Origin of the sequence: Pedobacter jejuensis (assembly GCF_003725795.1) — a bacterium.
In the GTDB taxonomy this organism is placed as follows: domain Bacteria; phylum Bacteroidota; class Bacteroidia; order Sphingobacteriales; family Sphingobacteriaceae; genus Pedobacter; species Pedobacter jejuensis.
In genome coordinates this window covers 49,198-66,797 of sequence record NZ_RBEE01000014.1, presented here as the reverse complement: position 1 = coordinate 66,797, position 17,600 = coordinate 49,198, and the positions used below count along the sequence as shown (strand labels likewise).

Genomic DNA, 17,600 nt, shown 5'->3' with positions numbered 1-17,600 from the left:
GTCCCGCTTTACGCTAAATCGCCAGTGAAAAACTGGCTGATACCGCTCCAATCGGGTTTAGGAACAATGGATTGTTCCTGTAATGATGCAATTTTCCCACGATTGAAATCGTGGGTTAAATTTTAGGTATTCAAAAAGTAACGAAAAAAACTATACGACTAATAACGTAACCCACAATTTCAATCGTGGGCATTAATACATAAACCAGAATTTTAACTACGGGTATTATCCACTTCGAAACTTTGTTTACCAGTTAATAAATCGTAAAACAAAATAAAATCGCTGGCTAAACTATATAAAGGGTATTGAAATGTGGCTGGTTTATTTTTCTCGAAAAAGTAATGTCCAACCCATGCAAAACTATAACCCACAACAGGCATTAACAAAAAGAATCGCCATTGGTGGAATAGAAAGCCTGTAAAAAATAACAGTGCAATTAAACCTGTACCAATAAAATGCATCACACGAGAGGTTGTATTGGTATGTTGTGAAAGGTAGAATGGATAAAACTCCTTTAACGATTTAAATTTTTTATTGCTCATTTAGATAATTCCGTTAGCTTTTAAAAAGGACTCTAGTTGAGCAGGTTTCTCTATCATTAATAAAGTTTGTAATCCAACTTTTTTGGCACCTTCTATATGTTGCGGACTATCATCAATAAATAAAGTTTCAGCCGGATTCAGGTTGTTTTCCTTTAATACCTGCTCAAAAATATTGGTATTTGGTTTACGCAATTTCATGTGCTGAGAGAAATATGCTTTCTCGAAATAATTGTCGTAATCATTTATTTCGAAAGTTGTTTTCAGGTAATTAATAATCCAATTGTAATGAATTTCGTTGTTATTGCTTAATAAAAATGTGCGGTATTTATCCTTAACTTTTAAAAGCAAATCGTGGTTTTCCTGTATGGTGCCAATTAACAAACTGTTCCAGGCTTCATCAATTTGTTCATCAGTAAGATCAGGTTTATTCGCGGCTTTTCTAATCCCTGCTCTAAACTCTGCAGGCGAAATTGTGCCTGTTTCAAAATCATCAAATAATTGGTTGTGTGCTTTGTGAGCAAAGAAAGTTTCAATATCAGTTATGCCTAATTTTTGAAAAGATGCCTGAGCAATTTTGAAATCTATGTCGAAAATTACGTTACCGTAATCAAAAATGATATTTTTAATGTTTTGCATTGGTTTATTTTTGGATGCAAATATCTTTAATTAAAAGCTTATTTTATGGTTTAACATATATTTTTAATTTTTGTGATTTCAATGCTTTTATTGTTGCTTAACGAAAAAATAAACAACCAAAATTCATCACTATCATTGATAGAGATTTTATTCACAACTCCTTCATTTCCAAATTTATCAGAAATGAAATCATTTAGTTTTACTTCTAATAAATCAGATGTTGGTGTTTCGTTGTCAATTAGCATAAGTTAAATTTTATTATTGTAAAGCGAGAAGGTGATTAAAAACATGTATTAAAATAACTTATCGCTTGTAAGAATATTTAATCAATAACACTAAAAAATGGAATAGTAATTGTAAAATAATGCCCAATGTAATTCATAAGGCGTCTGCAATTGTAGAGAAATCTGAAAACCAGGCGTACTCTAAACTATGAAATTGCATTTATTTTTTGCTAGAAATTTATTAAATAGATTTCAATGCAACTACTAAGAGGGGTTTTTATACCCCTCTTTTTATTTTTTAACAGTTATTGTTCTTCCTGTTACTAACGTAAATTCATAAATTCTGTATAATCCATCATCAGTTATATCGATGCTTTCTACTAATCCAGTTTTACTAAAAGTGTCGGTAACTAAATCACCTTTTTTAATTTCCTGCAATTCTTCACTACTAGTTTCACTATTCAATCGCTTCATATTGTAAAGATAACTTAAAGGTTACTAAACGCTGAATAACAAAAGAATTTTGTTTCTAAGTTGATTTGTGTAACAATACTAAATTTATTGGTAAAATATTGCTGAGATTGTAATACCTTTATTGCTTGTAAATATTTAAATATCAATTTTTATATTTCAAATATCGAAAATCAAACAATTGGATAATAATACACCGAATATTCAGGCTGATATTGACGCGATTAATAACATCCCGGCAGTTGTAAATATTTTAAAAGTTATTTGCAGTACAACCGGTATGGGTTTCGCTGCAGTAGCTAGGGTAACTGATGATAAATGGGTTGCATGTGCCTTATTAGATAAGATAAATTTTGGATTAGAACCTGGTGGAGAATTGTCGCTCGAAACTACCATTTGCAATGAAATTCGTCAACATCATAATCCTGTTGTTATAGCAAACGTTTCAGAAGATGAATCTTACGTCAATCATCATACACCTCTTTTATATGGTTTTCAGAGTTATATTTCTGTTCCGATAAAGCTTCAGTCAGGTTCTTATTTCGGAACCTTATGTGCTATTGATCCTAAACCTCATGTTATCGATACACCTGAAACTTTGGGGATGTTTAACCTATTTGCTGAGCTAATTGCTTTTCATCTCGATGCAATAGAGCAGGTAAAATTATCAGAGAAAAAACTTATTGAAGAAAGGCATGTTGCTGAATTACGGGAAAATTTTATCGGTATTTTAGGTCATGATTTAAGAAATCCATTAAACGCGATATCAAATAGTGCTCAGCTTCTAAATCACTTATCAAAAGAAGAAAAAATACAAAAAATCATCAGCATAATTCAGAGGTCATCTCACAGGATGAATGGTTTAATAGAAAATATGCTTGATTTTGCTAGTGGAAGATTTGGTGAGGGAATTTTACTAAATAAATTGAAAAATGAATCTTTGGATAGTACTTTAGCTGAAGTAATAACTGAATTAGAAGCCAATTTTCCTAACCATACCATTGAAGTTAATTTTGATTTAAAACATCCTGTAAATTGTGATGGAAAGAGAATTGCACAGCTATTTTCAAATTTGCTAGGTAATGCATTAAGTTATGGAAATATTGCATCTCCAATTTATGTAAATGCTTCAAGTGATAAGGAAGAATTTGAATTATCGGTTACCAATTCTGGTAAACAAATTTCTACCGCTGCAATAGAAAGATTATTTCAGCCATTTTCTCGTGGTGATGTAGAGCCAAATCAAAAAGGATTAGGTTTAGGGTTATTTATTGTATCAGAAATTGCTAAAGCGCATAATGGTAAAATTTTTGTAACGTCTAATGATGAGCAGACATGCTTTACCTTAAAAATACCTTTAAAATAGTTATTTCATAACTCGAACATAAACTTCCACTATTTCTCGGTTGATATTTAAATTTTCAATCTTTTCTATTCCACTTTGCGTTAGAGTATCTTGATTTAGTGTAACCTTAAAATTAAAATCATGATTTTCCCATTCTCTGGCGCTGCAATATGCCAGGTGTTCTTTGTAATTGTCGCCATTTAATGAATAGGTACCACTTCCCGAATCAAAAGTTGCATCAGTTCCTTTTCCTTTATTTAAGTCATGTTTAAAAAAGGCGAAATGCGTGTCGTTTAAGATTTTAATCATTTCCACATTTTTTGGTGGCGATGTATTCACCGTATCACCTTTTGTAATCGATAGGCTTGAAACTAATTTCCAGGTACCATTAATTTTTGAGCCAACTTTATCTATCTCTTTTGGAGACTGATTGCAGGCTGATAAGAATAGGATTGTAATAAGCAGAGGTGCGTAAATTTTCATAGGGATATTTGGTTTATTTAAAGCTAGAATAAATTTGAATAGAATTGCATATCTTTCATAACAATGTTATTATTATGAGAAGAATATTTTTACTTGGCTTATTATTTATTTCTTGCCATCTTTTTGCTCAACACGAGCTTAGTCCGAGGTTAACCTACCCGGGTTTGTTTGAAAAAGTTCAGTTATCAGGTATTTATCCTGACAGTAAATCTTTTGCTGATGCCATACCAAAACAAAAACCTGCAACGATTATAGATACTTATTTATCGGAAAAAGATAAGAGTGACTTTGATTTAAAGGTATTTGTAAATAAGTATTTTAGCTTACCAGAAAGCCATACTGCGGCTTATCAATCAGACATTAATGCCGGAATAAAAAAACATTTGGATACACTTTGGCAAGTGCTCAAAAGAAATCCTGATACAATTTCTTCCATCACAACTTCTTTATTGCCATTGCCTAAACCATACATTGTTCCGGGAGGGAGGTTTAGGGAAATTTAGTATTGGGATTCTTACTTCACCATGCTGGGTTTACAAAAGGCTGGTAAAACGCAGGTAATTAAAGATATGATTGATAATTTCGCATTTCTTATCCGTAAATATGGTTTTATTCCCAATGGTAACAGAAGCTATTATTTAACACGTTCGCAACCTCCATTTTTTTCTTTGATGGTTCAGTTGTTAGCAAAAAGTGATGCTAAAATAAAGCTTAGTGATTATAAAGATGTGCTAGAACTTGAATATAATTTTTGGATGAAAGGTGCTGAAAACCTACAGAAGAATAAAGCAATAAACCATGTTGTTAAATTACAAGATGGAGTAGTATTAAACAGGTACTATGATGCAGGCAATTGGCCAAGGGAAGAATCGTACAAAGAAGATTTTGAGGCTTCGAAAAAAACCAAACAAGCGCCTGATGCCTTTTTGCGTAATGTGCGTTCTGCAGCAGAATCTGGTTGGGATTTTAGTAGCAGATGGTTTGCTGATGGAAAAAGCTACAGCCAAATCATTACGACAGATTTGTTGCCGGTTGATTTAAATACTTTGATGTTTAATCTGGAGAGTGTAATAGCAATGGCGAATCAGCAATCTGGAGATGTAAAGAAGGCAAATTTGTTCCTTACGAAGGCCAAAAACCGCAAAGCTGCTATTCTTAAATATTTCTGGAATAAGGATTTAAATTTCTTTACCGATTACAATTGGAAGAGCCAAAGTTTTTCTAAACAGGAAACGCTTGCTGCAATGTTTCCATTGTATTTTAAAATCGCAAACCTTGCTCAGGCAAAGTTGGTTGCTTCAAAACTCGAAGCCAAATTTCTAAAATCAGGAGGATTGACAACTACATTAAAAACCACTGGCGAACAGTGGGATTCGCCTAATGCCTGGGCGCCTTTGCAATGGGTTAGCATTGATGGATTAAATAATTATGGTTACAGGAAATTAGCGCAAACAATTACGGATAGATGGGTTAATCGAAATATCGCTGTTTTTAAGCAAACGGGTAAGTTGATGGAAAAATATGATGTGGTTAATCCGAACAGTATTGGTGGTGGCGGAGAATATCCTCTTCAAGATGGTTTCGGGTGGACAAATGGAGTTTTATTAAAACTGCTTAAATAATAATTTAACACAGAGTCTTAGGTTTTTTCTTGCCACCGAAGCACAGATTTTCACGGAATAAAGTGTACCATGTTCTGAGGTTTCTGCGTTTCTGTGGCAAAATATCTAGGGCATTATTTTCTTGCCACCAAAGCACAGATTTTCACAAAAACAGATTCTGGATTTTTTGGTAAAACTTGCAACAAATGAGATGAAAATTTTTATTCCCAAATGGAATGCTTAATTAAAAGTAAAGTCGGCTTAATGTCATTTATAACGCATACCTTAACCAAATGGGCGATACACTTAATTTTATACTTGGAGTAGTTTTCATTCTTGGAGGCATTAGCGTTTTTTGCGTAATTTTTGGCGGCAAAAAAAGTTAATATTTAAAACACTGCTTTATTTTCCATTAATGCATAGATGTTTGGGCCATTGGCTTGATTCATCAGGGTTTAACTAAATATGTAATAATTTAGTTGACTTCTATTTTTCTAATTTATTACTGCTAACTTGATGGCATAATAAATCCATCCCTAACCAATTATTATGAAACGTTTTAGCTTCTTTCTTGTAGCTGCAATAATTTTGCATCTTAATCTCTCTGCTCAAAATACAAACACAAATCAAGTAAAAATTTCCAACGGAATTGTAGAAGGCACATCAGAAAATGCAGGAATAACCACATTTAAAGGTATCCCGTTTGCAAAAGCACCGATTGGGAATTTACGTTGGAAAGCTCCAGAGCCAGTAAATAATTGGACAAACGTATTAAAAGCTGATAAATTTGGGAACAACGCTATGCAAAAGAAACCTTTTGGCGATATGGGTTTCCGTTCATCGGGAATGGGTGAAGACTGTTTGTACTTAAATGTTTGGACACCCTCAAAAACTTTTAAAGATAAATTACCTGTTTTGGTTTATTTTTATGGTGGCGGTTATGTTGCAGGTGATGGCTCTGAACCTCGTTATGATGGCGAAGCGATGGCAAAGCAAGGAATCGTGGTGCTTACTATAAACTACAGGCTAGGTATTTTTGGTTTCATGGCGCATCCAGAACTTACTAAAGAATCCTCAAATAAATCATCAGGGAATTATGGTTTGCTCGACCAACGAATGGCTTTACTATGGGTACAAGAAAATATTAAAAATTTTGGTGGCGACCCTAAAAAAGTCACCATTGCTGGCGAATCTGCAGGTTCCATTTCGGTTTCTGCACAAATGGCTTCACCGATTTCTAAAAATTTGTTTGCTGGTGCAATAGGAGAGAGCGGTGCAATGATTAATCCGACACTAGCACCTGTAACACTCGATGCAGCAGAAAAAAATGGATTAGCATTTGCAACAAAAATTGATGCAAAATCACTAGTTGATTTAAGAGCAATGACAGCAGAGCAGTTACTCGATGAATCAACCAAACCAGGTGCTTTTAAAACCGCTGCAAATATCGACGGCTATTTTCTTACAAAAAATTTAGTCGAAACATTTTCTGCAGGCGAACAGGCAAAAGTACCATTGCTGGCAGGATGGAATTCTGCTGAAGTTCCATTCCAGGCATTGATGGGAGGCGATGCTCCAACTACTGAAAATTATTCTAAGAAATTGAAACAACTTTATCCTAATGATGCTGATGAAGTTTTAAAATTGTATCCCGCCACAAATCCTGATGAAGTTGTTGTTTCGGCAACAGCATTGGCAAGCGATAGGTTTATTGCTTACAGCAGTTGGAAATGGCTTGATTTGCAGGCGAAAACTACAGATAAACCAGTTTACAGATATCTTTTTTCTAAATCAAAACCTCCTATGACACCGAAATTTGCACAAGCTGTACCTGGTTTGGCTGGTGGCATAAGTTTAAATTCAGGCAATACAAAACCGATTTCAAAGCCCTTAACTTCTGATGGTGCTCCACATGCATTTGAAATTGAGTATGCAATGGGCAATTTAAATTCTAATCCGGTTTACGCATGGGCGGCTGAAGACCAGAAGATATCAGATACAATGCTTAGGTATTTTGCGAATTTTATAAAAACAGGTAACCCGAATGGTAACGGATTACCGAAATGGTCGCCAGTTAAGAAAAACGCTGCATCATACATGAATATCGGTTTAAATACGGCTAATGAATTGGAACAAGAAAAAGAGCGAGCCAGATATTTATTTTTAGATAAAACCTACGTAAAATAATTTCTTAATTGGCTTCGAAAAGATAACCACTATAGGCTAAACCTTTGGCAACGCTTTTAAAATTATCTCCAGAATTCATCGGAATGTGTGGGAATTTATTTTTAAATAAACTTTGAATGGAAGCAACCATTGATGTTCCACCTGTAAGAAAAAGGCAATCTATATCTGTAGGATTTATTTTATATGTTGCCAAAAATTTATCTAAATATTCGCTTATCCTCTGCACATCTTTTTCAATAACGTTTTCATAATCAGTCAAAGAAATTGTTTCATTAATCTCTATTCCCATATTCGAATAAAAGAAATTTGAGGATAACTTATCAGATAATTCAATTTTGGTTTTTTCTATGGATTGAAAAACAGAATATCCTAAGTTATTTTCTATCAGGGTAATAAGATTTTTGAACTTCCTGTCGTTGCCCGAGAAATAATAATAATCTTCAATATCTTTTTGAATGCGTTGGCCATTAAAGAAATTCATTTTATCCCAAGAGCAAATATTTGCAAATAAGGATTTTGGTACATTTAAAATTTGTCCACGAGTTGCTTCATATGTTGTATTTTTTCCAAAATAAGGTGTTCCTTTCTCCCACATAAAAGCCGAGTCTAAACTATCACCTCCAATATAAATTCCGCCAGATGCTATCATATCTTTTCTTCTATCTGTACTGCCAACTTTATCTGGGTCGAGGATTAGGTAAGTAAAATCTGTTGTACCACCGCCTAAATCGGCAACCAACACTTTCTCTTTTTTAGCTATGGTTTTTTCATAAGCAAAAGCAGCCCCAATCGGTTCAAATTGAAAACGAACATCTGTAAATCCTGCGTTTTCTGCTGCTTTATTTAAACGCGTTTGTGCTAAAGTATCTTTCTGTGTATTGTCATCATCAAAAAATACAGGTCGGCCGATAACTGCCTTAGTACAATTGTAACCGGTAATTTCATCAGCTTTTGCTTTTAAATCCTTTAAAATTAAGGTTACTAAATCAGATGCATTATACCTTTTATTTTGGATGCGTGTTTCTGTAAATGTGCTTCTGGATAGAATTTGTTTAATAGATTTTATAAAGCGACCCTTCATTCCATCATTTAAATACTCTTCTATCGCTTGTTCGCCAACAACATAATTTGCTTCATCAGATATAGAAGTTGCATGCTTAAAGTAAATAAGCGATGGTATTGAAATTGTGGCTATGATTTCCTTCTTCTCTTCATCATAAATAGAAAGGGCAGAATTGGTTGTTCCAAAATCAATTCCATATAGAAACTTACACATCGCTTGAAAAAATTATTGTATTAAATTAAATCGGGTTGCGAAAGTATAAAAAATAATGATGGAATGTACTAGTTTACAATTAAAGACGATGAACTTTTACCAGTAATATCATAATACATCTCTCCATTAAGCTGATTTATTTGAACCACAATATCTCTAATTGCCGTTTTACCAGATAAATCGCTAGGCACATTTGCTGAATAAGTAAAAGTATAGTCGCTAAAATCAGAAATTTCTCTGGTAGAGGTCATGTAGTAATATCCACCTTTGCTTGCACCACGCATATACCAAAATAAAATATCTGGTTCATTATAATTGGTATGCTTAATTTTTGTTGAATAAACTTGCAATCGAACAACATCTGGTTCGGGAATATCCTTTTTGCATGCGATACAAAAAACACATAGTATTGCAATTAAAAAATAGTTTTTCATGGTACAGATAACAACAAATCGAAACTTATATGGTTTTATATTTTACCAAAACATTAATTTATTGTATTATTAATATTACTAATAATCAAGTAGTTTTGTTGTCAATTCATTGGCAGATATGTAATTTTTTATAGCTTTGGGGCTTAATAAACAATTTGCCTTTTTAATCGTTTGTTATTAAAAATTTATTCAGAAAACAAAAGGAGCATCTTTTTGACAATAAAACTTATATTTTAATGCCAAAAATTTAAGATTCTGTTTTCTTAGTAGTAGTAATTAAGTGTATTATGCTGTCTTAATACAAACAAGATACTTTGATATAAAATGATACAACTTGAAAATATCAAGGGTAGTTATAAAAGGGATAAAGCGCTAAATGCCAACTATCCTATTCGAGTGCTCATTATAAAAGAGGCAACAGGTTTATTGTGCATGAACTCTGGTGATTATGTACTTTGCCCCGGACGAGTTTTTTTCATACCCGAAGAAGGCATAATCCGTTTAGAAGGAGAGCTCACTTCAGCATATTGGTTAAGTTTTAGCTCGCTTTTATATTCAGAGTTTTTACTTCAACATAGAGATTCGCAATCGCGTAATCTGTTTATGGCTTTGTCTTTTAAAGATTTGAGCAGTCCTCAAGCTCTTAAGGCATATAGCCTGTTAGAGCAATTGAAAAGAGAAATTTTAGCAGAAAGAGATGTTTCTTATTTAGCGCAATATTTATCTTTATTGCTTGGATTTTCGGCGGTTTTAAATGCCGAATTAATGGACTTAAGTATTGATGAACTGCAACAGGTTTTAAGGTTCAGAGCAATATTAGAGCAATATTTTAAAAGCGAACGGACCACAGAGTTTTATGCATCAGGAATGGGTATGTCATCAAGAAAGCTTAACGCCTTTTTAAAGAAAGCTTTTGCTAAAAATTTGCCTGAATTGCTTTTTGCAAGATTAATTCGTGAGGCAGAAGAGCTTTTAATACATACAGACTATTCTATATCAATGATTGCTGAAATACTAGGTTTCGAACAGACCAATTCTTTTGTAAGCAATTTTAAACGTTCTAAAGGCATTTCGGCATTAGAATTTCGGCGATTAAATTAACCTTTTGGTCTAGCAATAAAACTAAGAAATGATTGAAACTGAGCTTTATGTTTCAGTTTATCCAATTTAAAATAAAAAGCTCCTCTTCTCGAACTTGATTTATCTTTTTCAGTTTGTTTAATTAATAAACCACTTGCTGTTATTTTTCGAATAAAATTTCTATTATCAATAGGTGAATCATACACCTGCTCATACAAATTTTGCAACTGTGGTATGGTAAATTTTTTAGGTAGCAATTCAAATAATATCGGGTGCAACGCAGCTTGATAACGAATTTTATCCATTGCTGCTTTAACCATTATATTATGGTCAAAAATAAGTTCTGGCACTTCTTTTATTTTAAACCATTCTGCATGGTATTGGTCGTTAATTTGTTTACTGTATTTGTTTATATCAATTAGTGCAAAATAAACTACAGAAATTGTTCGCTCAATTGGGTCACGGTCGGGTTGACCATAAGCTTGCAATTGTTCCAGATAAACATCGTGCAAACCAGTAAGTTCTAATAAGATGCGCTTTGCAGCTCCATCTAAATCTTCTTCCGGACCAATAAAACCGCCCATTAAACTCCATTGATCCTTAACAGGTTCTATGGCTCTTTTTATCACTAGAAGTTTAAGCTGTTCGCCATCGTATCCAAAAATTATACAATCTACAGCAACAAGAACAGGGTTTTGGTTTATATATTTGGCCATTTTTATAAAAGCGTTGTTAAAATTGGATTTTTGAAGTTATCAATAAATCCTATAATATTTGAATATCCGGCAAATTCTTCCGAATCATGCGTTGTTGTTAGTACAATACATTTCATTCCCGCATTTTGTGCAGATTCTACTCCTTTTGGAGCATCTTCAAACACAAGGCATTCTGCAGGATTTACACCAAGTAAATTTGCTGCTTTTAAAAAAGTTTCGGGGTGTGGTTTGCTGATTTCAACATCATCAGCACTAACAATGCCATCAAAATAGCTTCTTATTTTTAAACCATCAAGCACAAAATCTATATTAAATAATATTGCTGCAGAACCTATTGCCATGCTAATCCCTTCATTTTTTGCTTGTTCTAAAAATTCATCAAGTCCGTCAATTAACTTAAGATAAGGGAAATAACCTTCTTGATAGCGTCTTTCTTTTTCATTAGAAAGGCTTATGATTTCTTCAGGCGTGAATCTATCTTTTCCGAAAATGCGTTCTAAAACCTCAGGGTTTTTGCCATACATTTCTTTTTTAACCGACTCATAAGAGTTATTTTCACCCAAATCTTCCGTAATGATAGAATGCCATGCTTTTGTATGATATTCCATATCATTTATCATGGTTCCATTTAAATCGAAAATAATTGCTTTGGGCTTGAAATCTAAAACTTGCATATTGTGAGGCTAAATTATATGATTTTTTTGACGTGATAAATGTTACCTTCAATTATAAAGCAAATTATACTTATAATCGTTGAAATAACGTTAATTTATTTATTACTTTAGCCTTAACCAAATTAAATCCTTATGAAAAGAAATATTCTTTCAGCAATATCAATTGCAACATTATGTTTATCTACCACAATATTTTCTTGTAATTCTTCAACCGAAAAAACAACAACAGAAAATACCAAAACCGACTCAGCTACTTACAATGCTACAATTGATGGAAAAACAGTTTCAATTTATACTTTAAAAAACAAACAAGGCGCATCAGTTTCTATTACAAATTATGGTGGGCGAGTGGTTTCACTTTTGGTGCCAGATAAAAATAATAAACTTACTGATGTTGTTTTAGGTTACGATAGTATTGGTGCGTATCGTAAAAAAGGCGAACCGTTTTTCGGTGCATTAATTGGTCGTTACGGAAATAGAATCGCTAAGGGAAAATTTAGTTTGGATGGCAAAGCATATCAATTGCAACTAAACGATGGTGTAAATACTTTACACGGTGGTACAGATGGATTTTTCTCTAAAGTTTGGGATGCGAAATTAGTTGATTCACAAAAATTAGAACTTACCTATTCATCAAAAGATGGTGAAGCCGGATACCCTGGTAAATTGGATGTTACTGTAACTTATTCATTAACAGATGATAATGCATTAAAAATTGATTATACAGCTAAATCAGACAAGAATACGATTGTTAACTTAACCAACCACGCTTACTTTAATTTAAATGGTGAAGGAAATGCCACAATTTTGGATCATGAATTATTGATCGATGCCAATGCTTACACTCCGGTTGATTCTACCTTAATTCCAACTGGCAAATTACAGCCTGTTGCGGGTACAGCTTTTGATTTTAATAAGGCTAAAACGATTGGTAAAAACATTGGAGATAAAGACCAGCAACTAACATTTGGTAAAGGCTATGATCATAATTTTGCTTTGAATAAACATGATGATAAAAAAGCGATTGCAGTAGTAAAAAGTACCGTTACTGGTATTGCAATGGAAGTTTACACCAGTGAGCCAGGTCTGCAATTTTACAGTGGAAACTTTTTAACAGGTAAAGATACCGATGGAAAAGGTGGTAAATCTTACCCATATCGTTCGGCTTTTTGTTTAGAAACACAGCATTTTCCTGATGCACCAAATCATCCTAATTTTGCTTCAACCGTATTAGAAGCAGGTGATGTTTACAAAACCACAACCACTTACAAATTCTTAAAATAAATCGGTTTTTATAATTTATAAAATGAAGAAGCAGTATTCAGGAAGAGGTTTTGTTTTTCCTGAATACTGAAATTTGAGGTATATTTTGTTACCAGTTTAAACCAATCGTTGTATGGTCGGCTTAACAAAACAACGGGCCAATCGCTGCCATACATAATTCTTTCTGTTCCAAAATGTTCAAATATTACATCGAAGCAATTGAAAATTTCTATTTCTTTCCAGTTTTTCCAATCGGCCTCAACAAGTAGGGCAGATATTTTGCAACATACATTTGGGTTTTGAGCAAGCGTTTTAATGTTTGCGCTCCATGTTTTTAAGTTTTGACTTTTAACATCAGGTTTTCCGCAATGATCTAAAACAAAAGATTGGTTTGGTATTTTATCTACCAGCTTAATTATATTGTGCAGCTGATTATGGTAGCATAACAGATCATAAGTATAACCGAATTTCTGTAGCAGTTTTATTCCATTGGCAAAATCATCAGCCAGAATAAAATCAGCGTTTTCTGCCTGCAATACGTGTCGCCAACCTTTAATTTTTTTAAATGCCGACCAATATTTCAATCTTTCTTCTAAGTTTTCGCTTTTTAAATCAACCCAGCCAACAATACCTTTAATGATGTCGTTTTGCTCGGCAAGAGTAATCAAAAAATCATTTTCGCTTTCAGTTTGATTGGCCTGAACCGCAATACAACCTGTAATTTGTAAATCGTTAAAAGTTCTGATTAAATTTTTTGGCGAGAAATCTTTGCGAATGGCATTCATCTCTTCATTAATCCATGAATCTCTTATAGGATCAAAATTCCAAAAATGTACATGAGCATCAATCATTTTTGAAAGATTACAGTTTGAAAATATTTTCCATCAATATCCATTTTTCGCCAGGTTTAGCACCAGGCATCGCTTTTTGATAATTCCACATCAGTTTTTCCCACTCCTGAACCTTTGGATTTTCTAAATCGGATTTGGTTTTGGCTTCGAATGAGAAGGTCTCATTTACCTCCATTATCATAAATAACCGGTTGGCAAATAGGTAGATTTCCAAATCTTCTACACCTGCCGATTTTATGCTGTCTAAAATTTCTGGCCACACGGCAGCGTGATATTTCTTATACTCAGCAATAAGCTTATCATCATCGATTAAATCGAGTGCAAAACAGTGTCTTTTCATTATAAGTTTTCTTTGTAAGCTACGGCAGTTTGTTTGCTGCTACCCAAACCATCAATTCCCAATTCTACAACATCACCAGGTTTTAAATACCAAGGCTCTGGTTTTTGGCCCAAACCAACTCCAGCTGGTGTTCCTGTGGTAATAACATCGCCGGGTAAAAGCGTCATAAATTGGCTAATGTACGATACCATGAACGGCACATTAAAAATCAGGTTTGATGTATTTCCATCTTGCAATGTTTTGCCATTAACGGTTAACCATAAACGTAAATTATGCACGTCCTTAATTTCATCTGGTGTGGCAATAAATGGTCCGATAGGAGCAAAAGTATCACAGCTTTTTCCTTTAACCCATTGTCCGTTTCTTTCCAATTGAAATTCACGTTCGCTATAATCGTTGTGTAAAACGTAACCTGCAATATGTTCCAAAGCATTTTCTTCCGAAACATAACTTGCTTTTTTACCAATCACGATAGCAAGTTCAACTTCCCAATCGGTTTTTTTGCTGTTTTTAGGAATTACTAAATTATCATTCGGACCAACAATTGCAGAGGTGGCTTTAAAAAACAAAATGGGCTCTGATGGAATTTGTGCATTTGTTTCTGCTGCATGGTCTTTATAATTTAAGCCAACACATATTATTTTTGATGGACGAGCAAGGGCAGCACCCAAACGTACACTTTTATCAACTTCTGGTAGGTTAATTGTTTGAATATCAGCCGCTAATTTTTTAATCGCATCACCTGCAAAAAACTCTTCATTATAGTCATCTACCAGCGAAGAAACATCATAGTATTTATCATTTATAATTACTCCGGGTTTTTCAAATCCTGCTTCGCCAAATCGTATTAATTTCATTGTATAATATTTATTATTGTATTTTTTAGTTGTTTAAAGTAGTAAAACCACCATCAATAGGGTAATCGCAACCGGTTATAAATGAGGCTTCATCACTGCATAAATATAAAGCTAAAGCACCAACTTCCTCTGGCTTCGCCATTCTGCCAATGGGTTGGGTTTTAGAAAGTTTTTCGAACATTTCCGGGATATTATCGGGATAGTTTTTTTGTAGAAAGCCATCAACAAAGGGTGTATGTACACGAGCCGGAGAAATTGAATTGCACCTAATATTTTCGTTAATGTAATCTTTCGCGACACTCATAGTCATTGCTTTAACTGCACCTTTTGCAGCGCTGTACACAAAGCGATCAGGCAAACCAATTAATGATGCGATTGAGGCCATATTGATAATTACACCGCCACCTGCCAACCTTAATTGCGGAATTGCAGCGTACAAACAATTGTAAACTCCTTTTACGTTCACTTTCATAACGCGATCGAAATCTGATTCTTCGGTTGTATCTGCCTTGCCAATATGTGCAATGCCCGCATTATTAACCAGAATATTTATTTTGCCAATTTTCGCAAAAACTTCTTTAACGGCATTATGGTCGGAAACATCGCAGGCGTAACTAAAAGCTTTTGCGCCAGCTGCAGAAATTTCGTTTAGAGCTGTTTCGGCTTGTTCTAAACCAAGTTCAATGATGTGTACTTCTGCGCCTTGTTTGGCGAGAATAGTTGCAATTGCTTTTCCAATTCCGCTTCCTCCACCTGTTACTACTGCTCGTTTATTTTGTAATGAAAACATCTATCTAGGGTTATATTTGATTATGCAGTTAAAATAGCAATTTTAGTTTTAAAGTAATGGTATCTACCTTATATCTATTAAACTTCCACCTTACAAATTAAACAGATTATTTTGAATTAAATTTTAACTTTTTATCTAAATATTGGCTGATATTACCATACTATTTAAATTTGGAAGCGACATTTTGCAAATTGAAGCGATGTTCTTGTATAATTTGGATAATTAATATATGGTTTCGTAATTAAAAAAACATATATATTTGGTATTGGTACCTTCGCTTTTTAGGCCTTTTATCTAATATCGATTTAAGTTAACTGAAGCTATTAACAACCATTTATAAACTAATTTTAGACATTGGCTTTGCAGAAAAATTCGATTAGAAATACGCTTAAATTCTATAAAAACTGCCTTCACGTCCTCAAAAATTAAATTTTTTAAGTAAATCCATGTAAACGTAATTAGCACACATTAAATCAATTAATAAAGCCAAATATAATGAACCAACACACACAGCAGCAAATTGTAACAGAAGGAGAGCCATCATCAGGCAAAAAATACTTATTGCCACTCATTTTAATTACAAGCTTGTTTTTTTTCTGGGGATTTGTTCATAACCTGGATCCTGTTTTAATTCCTCACCTTAAGAAAGCATTTCGCCTTACTGATTTAGAAACATCGTTAGTTGATTTTTCGGTTTTTATAGCCTATTTCTTAATGGCTTTACCTGCTGGTTACGTTATGCGCAGGTGGGGCTATAAAAGCGGAATAATTTTAGGTCTATCGCTCTTTGCTGTTGGTTGTCTATTATTTTTACCTGCGGCAGATACTCGCCAATATGTATTTTTTTTAGGGGCATTATTTGTAATTGCTTGTGGGTTAACGTTTTTAGAAACTGCAGCCAATCCTTACGTAACCGTTTTAGGTCCGCCAGAAACAGCAACCCAACGGTTAAATTTTTCTCAATCGTTTAATGGTTTTGCCGCATTTATGGCGCCAATTGTGGGTGGAAAATTTATACTTTCAGGCGTTAATTATACCGATAGTGAACTAGCAAAAATGCTTCCAGAAGTTAAGGAAGCTTATTTAACACATGAAGCAAGTAGTGTTAAAGGACCATATTTAATTTTGGGTTTGATTATTATACTGGTAACCATATTATTTATTTTCACAAAATTACCCGATATTAAAGAGGATAAAGAACTAACGGAAGGTAAGGATAGAAGTGCCTTGGCAAAAATAATACACGCTTTACGCCACAGTCATTTGCGCTTGGCTATCATAGCTCAATTTTTTTATGTTGGTGCGCAGGTTTGTGTGTTGAGTTTTTTTATCAGATTTGTTACCGTATCTGCTAATATTGATGCATCTGAAGCAAGTTGGTATTCTGGTGCGGCTGGACTAGCTTTTATGGTAGGTCGGTTTGCAGGAACCTTTTTAATGAAATATTTTGCTCCGAATCGTTTATTAATGTTTTATGCATTAACAAGTGCTTTGCTTACCTGTGTAGCAATATTTGGTAATGGAGCAATTACCATTTATGCTTTAATTGGTGTAGCATTTTTTATGTCTATTATGTTTCCAACTATATTTAGTATGGGTATAGCTGGCTTAGGCTCAGATACAAAAATCGGCTCATCGCTTATCGTAATGTCGATAGTTGGTGGTGCCCTGCTACCATTGGGTTTAGGTTATATTTCTGATATAACAAAAAACATTCAATACGGATACTTAGTTCCGTTATTATGCTTTATAGTTGTTCTCTTTTATGGTTGGAAAGTTTGGAAGCCAATACAGATTGAAGGAGAAATTAGCTTAAAGGATTAATTATTA

18 protein-coding genes and 1 pseudogene are annotated in these 17,600 nt (G+C 33.7%); 6 read left to right on the top strand and 13 right to left on the bottom strand.

Annotation, left to right across the window (positions count from 1 at the left end):
* Positions 1-212: 212 nt before the first annotated feature.
* The 4 genes from D7004_RS09995 to D7004_RS09980 all read right to left on the bottom strand — a co-directional run bounded on the left by D7004_RS09995 (position 213) and on the right by D7004_RS09980 (position 1,876).
* On the bottom strand, positions 213-542 hold the full coding sequence (locus D7004_RS09995; RefSeq protein WP_123205725.1) for a DUF962 domain-containing protein: 330 nt from the start codon (positions 540-542) through the stop codon (positions 213-215).
* Positions 543-1,178, bottom strand: a complete 636-nt coding sequence (locus tag D7004_RS09990; protein WP_123205724.1) for an HAD family hydrolase — start codon at positions 1,176-1,178, stop codon at positions 543-545.
* 50 nt (positions 1,179-1,228) lie between these two features.
* Positions 1,229-1,423 carry a hypothetical protein gene (locus tag D7004_RS09985; RefSeq protein ID WP_123205723.1) on the bottom strand — a complete coding sequence of 65 codons (195 nt, stop codon included), beginning with the start codon at positions 1,421-1,423 and terminating at the stop codon, positions 1,229-1,231.
* Positions 1,424-1,693: 270 nt separating this feature from the next.
* Positions 1,694-1,876, bottom strand: coding sequence for a hypothetical protein (locus D7004_RS09980; RefSeq protein WP_123205722.1), 183 nt, complete (start codon positions 1,874-1,876; stop codon positions 1,694-1,696).
* 178 nt (positions 1,877-2,054) lie between these two features.
* Between D7004_RS09980 and D7004_RS09975 the strand changes: the two genes are divergently transcribed.
* Entirely contained in the window at positions 2,055-3,239 is a 1,185-nt protein-coding gene (locus D7004_RS09975) for a GAF domain-containing sensor histidine kinase (protein ID WP_244214284.1), read from the top strand.
* Here D7004_RS09975 and D7004_RS09970 read toward each other — a convergent pair whose 3' ends face one another.
* Positions 3,240-3,701 (bottom strand): hypothetical protein, encoded by a 462-nt coding sequence (locus D7004_RS09970; RefSeq protein WP_123205721.1) that lies wholly within the window; start codon positions 3,699-3,701, stop codon positions 3,240-3,242.
* A gap of 74 nt (positions 3,702-3,775) precedes the next feature.
* Between D7004_RS09970 and treF the strand changes: the two are divergent.
* Both treF and D7004_RS09960 read left to right on the top strand, forming a co-directional pair.
* A pseudogene (treF, locus tag D7004_RS09965) lies at positions 3,776-5,323 on the top strand (alpha,alpha-trehalase TreF).
* A 528-nt stretch (positions 5,324-5,851) separates the two neighbouring features.
* On the top strand, positions 5,852-7,489 hold the full coding sequence (locus D7004_RS09960) for a carboxylesterase/lipase family protein (protein ID WP_123205720.1): 1,638 nt from the start codon (positions 5,852-5,854) through the stop codon (positions 7,487-7,489).
* Between the two features lie 4 nt (positions 7,490-7,493).
* On the opposite strand, the gene D7004_RS09955 is transcribed toward D7004_RS09960, so the two are convergent.
* Together D7004_RS09955 and D7004_RS09950 are read right to left on the bottom strand one after the other, a co-directional pair.
* On the bottom strand, positions 7,494-8,765 hold the full coding sequence (locus D7004_RS09955) for an Hsp70 family protein (protein ID WP_123205719.1): 1,272 nt from the start codon (positions 8,763-8,765) through the stop codon (positions 7,494-7,496).
* 68 nt (positions 8,766-8,833) lie between these two features.
* On the bottom strand, positions 8,834-9,199 hold the full coding sequence (locus D7004_RS09950; protein WP_123205718.1) for a hypothetical protein: 366 nt from the start codon (positions 9,197-9,199) through the stop codon (positions 8,834-8,836).
* 324 nt (positions 9,200-9,523) lie between these two features.
* On the opposite strand from D7004_RS09950, the gene D7004_RS09945 reads away from it, so the two are divergent.
* On the top strand, positions 9,524-10,300 hold the full coding sequence (locus tag D7004_RS09945) for a helix-turn-helix domain-containing protein (protein WP_123205717.1): 777 nt from the start codon (positions 9,524-9,526) through the stop codon (positions 10,298-10,300).
* Here D7004_RS09945 and D7004_RS09940 read toward each other — a convergent pair.
* Entirely contained in the window at positions 10,297-10,995 is a 699-nt protein-coding gene (locus D7004_RS09940; RefSeq protein WP_123205716.1) for an NUDIX hydrolase, read from the bottom strand. The genes D7004_RS09945 and D7004_RS09940 overlap by 4 nt on opposite strands.
* 2 nt (positions 10,996-10,997) lie before the next feature.
* Positions 10,998-11,669, bottom strand: coding sequence for an HAD family hydrolase (locus D7004_RS09935; protein WP_123205715.1), 672 nt, complete (start codon positions 11,667-11,669; stop codon positions 10,998-11,000).
* A 132-nt stretch (positions 11,670-11,801) separates the two neighbouring features.
* Here D7004_RS09935 and D7004_RS09930 point away from each other — a divergent pair, with 132 nt between their 5' ends.
* Positions 11,802-12,953: an aldose epimerase family protein gene (locus D7004_RS09930; RefSeq protein WP_123205714.1), complete on the top strand. Its 1,152-nt coding sequence runs from the start codon at positions 11,802-11,804 to the stop codon at positions 12,951-12,953.
* A gap of 8 nt (positions 12,954-12,961) precedes the next feature.
* Here the strand turns inward: D7004_RS09930 and D7004_RS09925 are convergent, their stop codons facing one another.
* Genes D7004_RS09925 through D7004_RS09910 form a run of 4 tightly spaced genes read right to left on the bottom strand, consistent with a single transcriptional unit; the run spans position 12,962 to position 15,770 of the window.
* Entirely contained in the window at positions 12,962-13,783 is an 822-nt protein-coding gene (locus tag D7004_RS09925; protein ID WP_123205713.1) for an amidohydrolase family protein, read from the bottom strand.
* 10 nt (positions 13,784-13,793) lie between these two features.
* Positions 13,794-14,123, bottom strand: a complete 330-nt coding sequence (locus D7004_RS09920) for an L-rhamnose mutarotase (RefSeq protein WP_123205712.1) — start codon at positions 14,121-14,123, stop codon at positions 13,794-13,796.
* Positions 14,123-14,980 (bottom strand): fumarylacetoacetate hydrolase family protein, encoded by an 858-nt coding sequence (locus D7004_RS09915; protein WP_123205711.1) that lies wholly within the window; start codon positions 14,978-14,980, stop codon positions 14,123-14,125. The genes D7004_RS09920 and D7004_RS09915 overlap by 1 nt, the downstream gene beginning before the upstream one ends.
* Positions 14,981-15,005: 25 nt before the next feature.
* Positions 15,006-15,770, bottom strand: coding sequence for an SDR family NAD(P)-dependent oxidoreductase (locus tag D7004_RS09910; protein ID WP_123205710.1), 765 nt, complete (start codon positions 15,768-15,770; stop codon positions 15,006-15,008).
* A gap of 495 nt (positions 15,771-16,265) precedes the next feature.
* Here D7004_RS09910 and fucP point away from each other — a divergent pair, with 495 nt between their 5' ends.
* Complete coding sequence (gene fucP / locus D7004_RS09905) at positions 16,266-17,594, top strand: L-fucose:H+ symporter permease (RefSeq protein ID WP_123205709.1); 1,329 nt, start codon at positions 16,266-16,268, stop codon at positions 17,592-17,594.
* Positions 17,595-17,600: the final 6 nt, after the last annotated feature.

Excerpts from the sequence above, each read along its gene's own strand:
- D7004_RS09995 (WP_123205725.1), bottom strand. The coding sequence starts at position 542 with ATGAGCAATAAAAAATTTAAATCGTTAAAGGAGTTTTATCCATTCTAC.
- D7004_RS09990 (WP_123205724.1), bottom strand. The coding sequence starts at position 1,178 with ATGCAAAACATTAAAAATATCATTTTTGATTACGGTAACGTAATTTTC.
- D7004_RS09985 (WP_123205723.1), bottom strand. The coding sequence starts at position 1,423 with ATGCTAATTGACAACGAAACACCAACATCTGATTTATTAGAAGTAAAA.
- D7004_RS09980 (WP_123205722.1), bottom strand. The coding sequence starts at position 1,876 with ATGAAGCGATTGAATAGTGAAACTAGTAGTGAAGAATTGCAGGAAATT.
- D7004_RS09970 (WP_123205721.1), bottom strand. The coding sequence starts at position 3,701 with ATGAAAATTTACGCACCTCTGCTTATTACAATCCTATTCTTATCAGCC.
- D7004_RS09960 (WP_123205720.1), top strand. The coding sequence starts at position 5,852 with ATGAAACGTTTTAGCTTCTTTCTTGTAGCTGCAATAATTTTGCATCTT.
- D7004_RS09955 (WP_123205719.1), bottom strand. The coding sequence starts at position 8,765 with ATGTGTAAGTTTCTATATGGAATTGATTTTGGAACAACCAATTCTGCC.
- D7004_RS09950 (WP_123205718.1), bottom strand. The coding sequence starts at position 9,199 with ATGAAAAACTATTTTTTAATTGCAATACTATGTGTTTTTTGTATCGCA.
- D7004_RS09945 (WP_123205717.1), top strand. The coding sequence starts at position 9,524 with ATGATACAACTTGAAAATATCAAGGGTAGTTATAAAAGGGATAAAGCG.
- D7004_RS09940 (WP_123205716.1), bottom strand. The coding sequence starts at position 10,995 with ATGGCCAAATATATAAACCAAAACCCTGTTCTTGTTGCTGTAGATTGT.
- D7004_RS09935 (WP_123205715.1), bottom strand. The coding sequence starts at position 11,669 with ATGCAAGTTTTAGATTTCAAGCCCAAAGCAATTATTTTCGATTTAAAT.
- D7004_RS09930 (WP_123205714.1), top strand. The coding sequence starts at position 11,802 with ATGAAAAGAAATATTCTTTCAGCAATATCAATTGCAACATTATGTTTA.
- D7004_RS09925 (WP_123205713.1), bottom strand. The coding sequence starts at position 13,783 with ATGATTGATGCTCATGTACATTTTTGGAATTTTGATCCTATAAGAGAT.
- D7004_RS09920 (WP_123205712.1), bottom strand. The coding sequence starts at position 14,123 with ATGAAAAGACACTGTTTTGCACTCGATTTAATCGATGATGATAAGCTT.
- D7004_RS09915 (WP_123205711.1), bottom strand. The coding sequence starts at position 14,980 with ATGAAATTAATACGATTTGGCGAAGCAGGATTTGAAAAACCCGGAGTA.
- D7004_RS09910 (WP_123205710.1), bottom strand. The coding sequence starts at position 15,770 with ATGTTTTCATTACAAAATAAACGAGCAGTAGTAACAGGTGGAGGAAGC.
- fucP (WP_123205709.1), top strand. The coding sequence starts at position 16,266 with ATGAACCAACACACACAGCAGCAAATTGTAACAGAAGGAGAGCCATCA.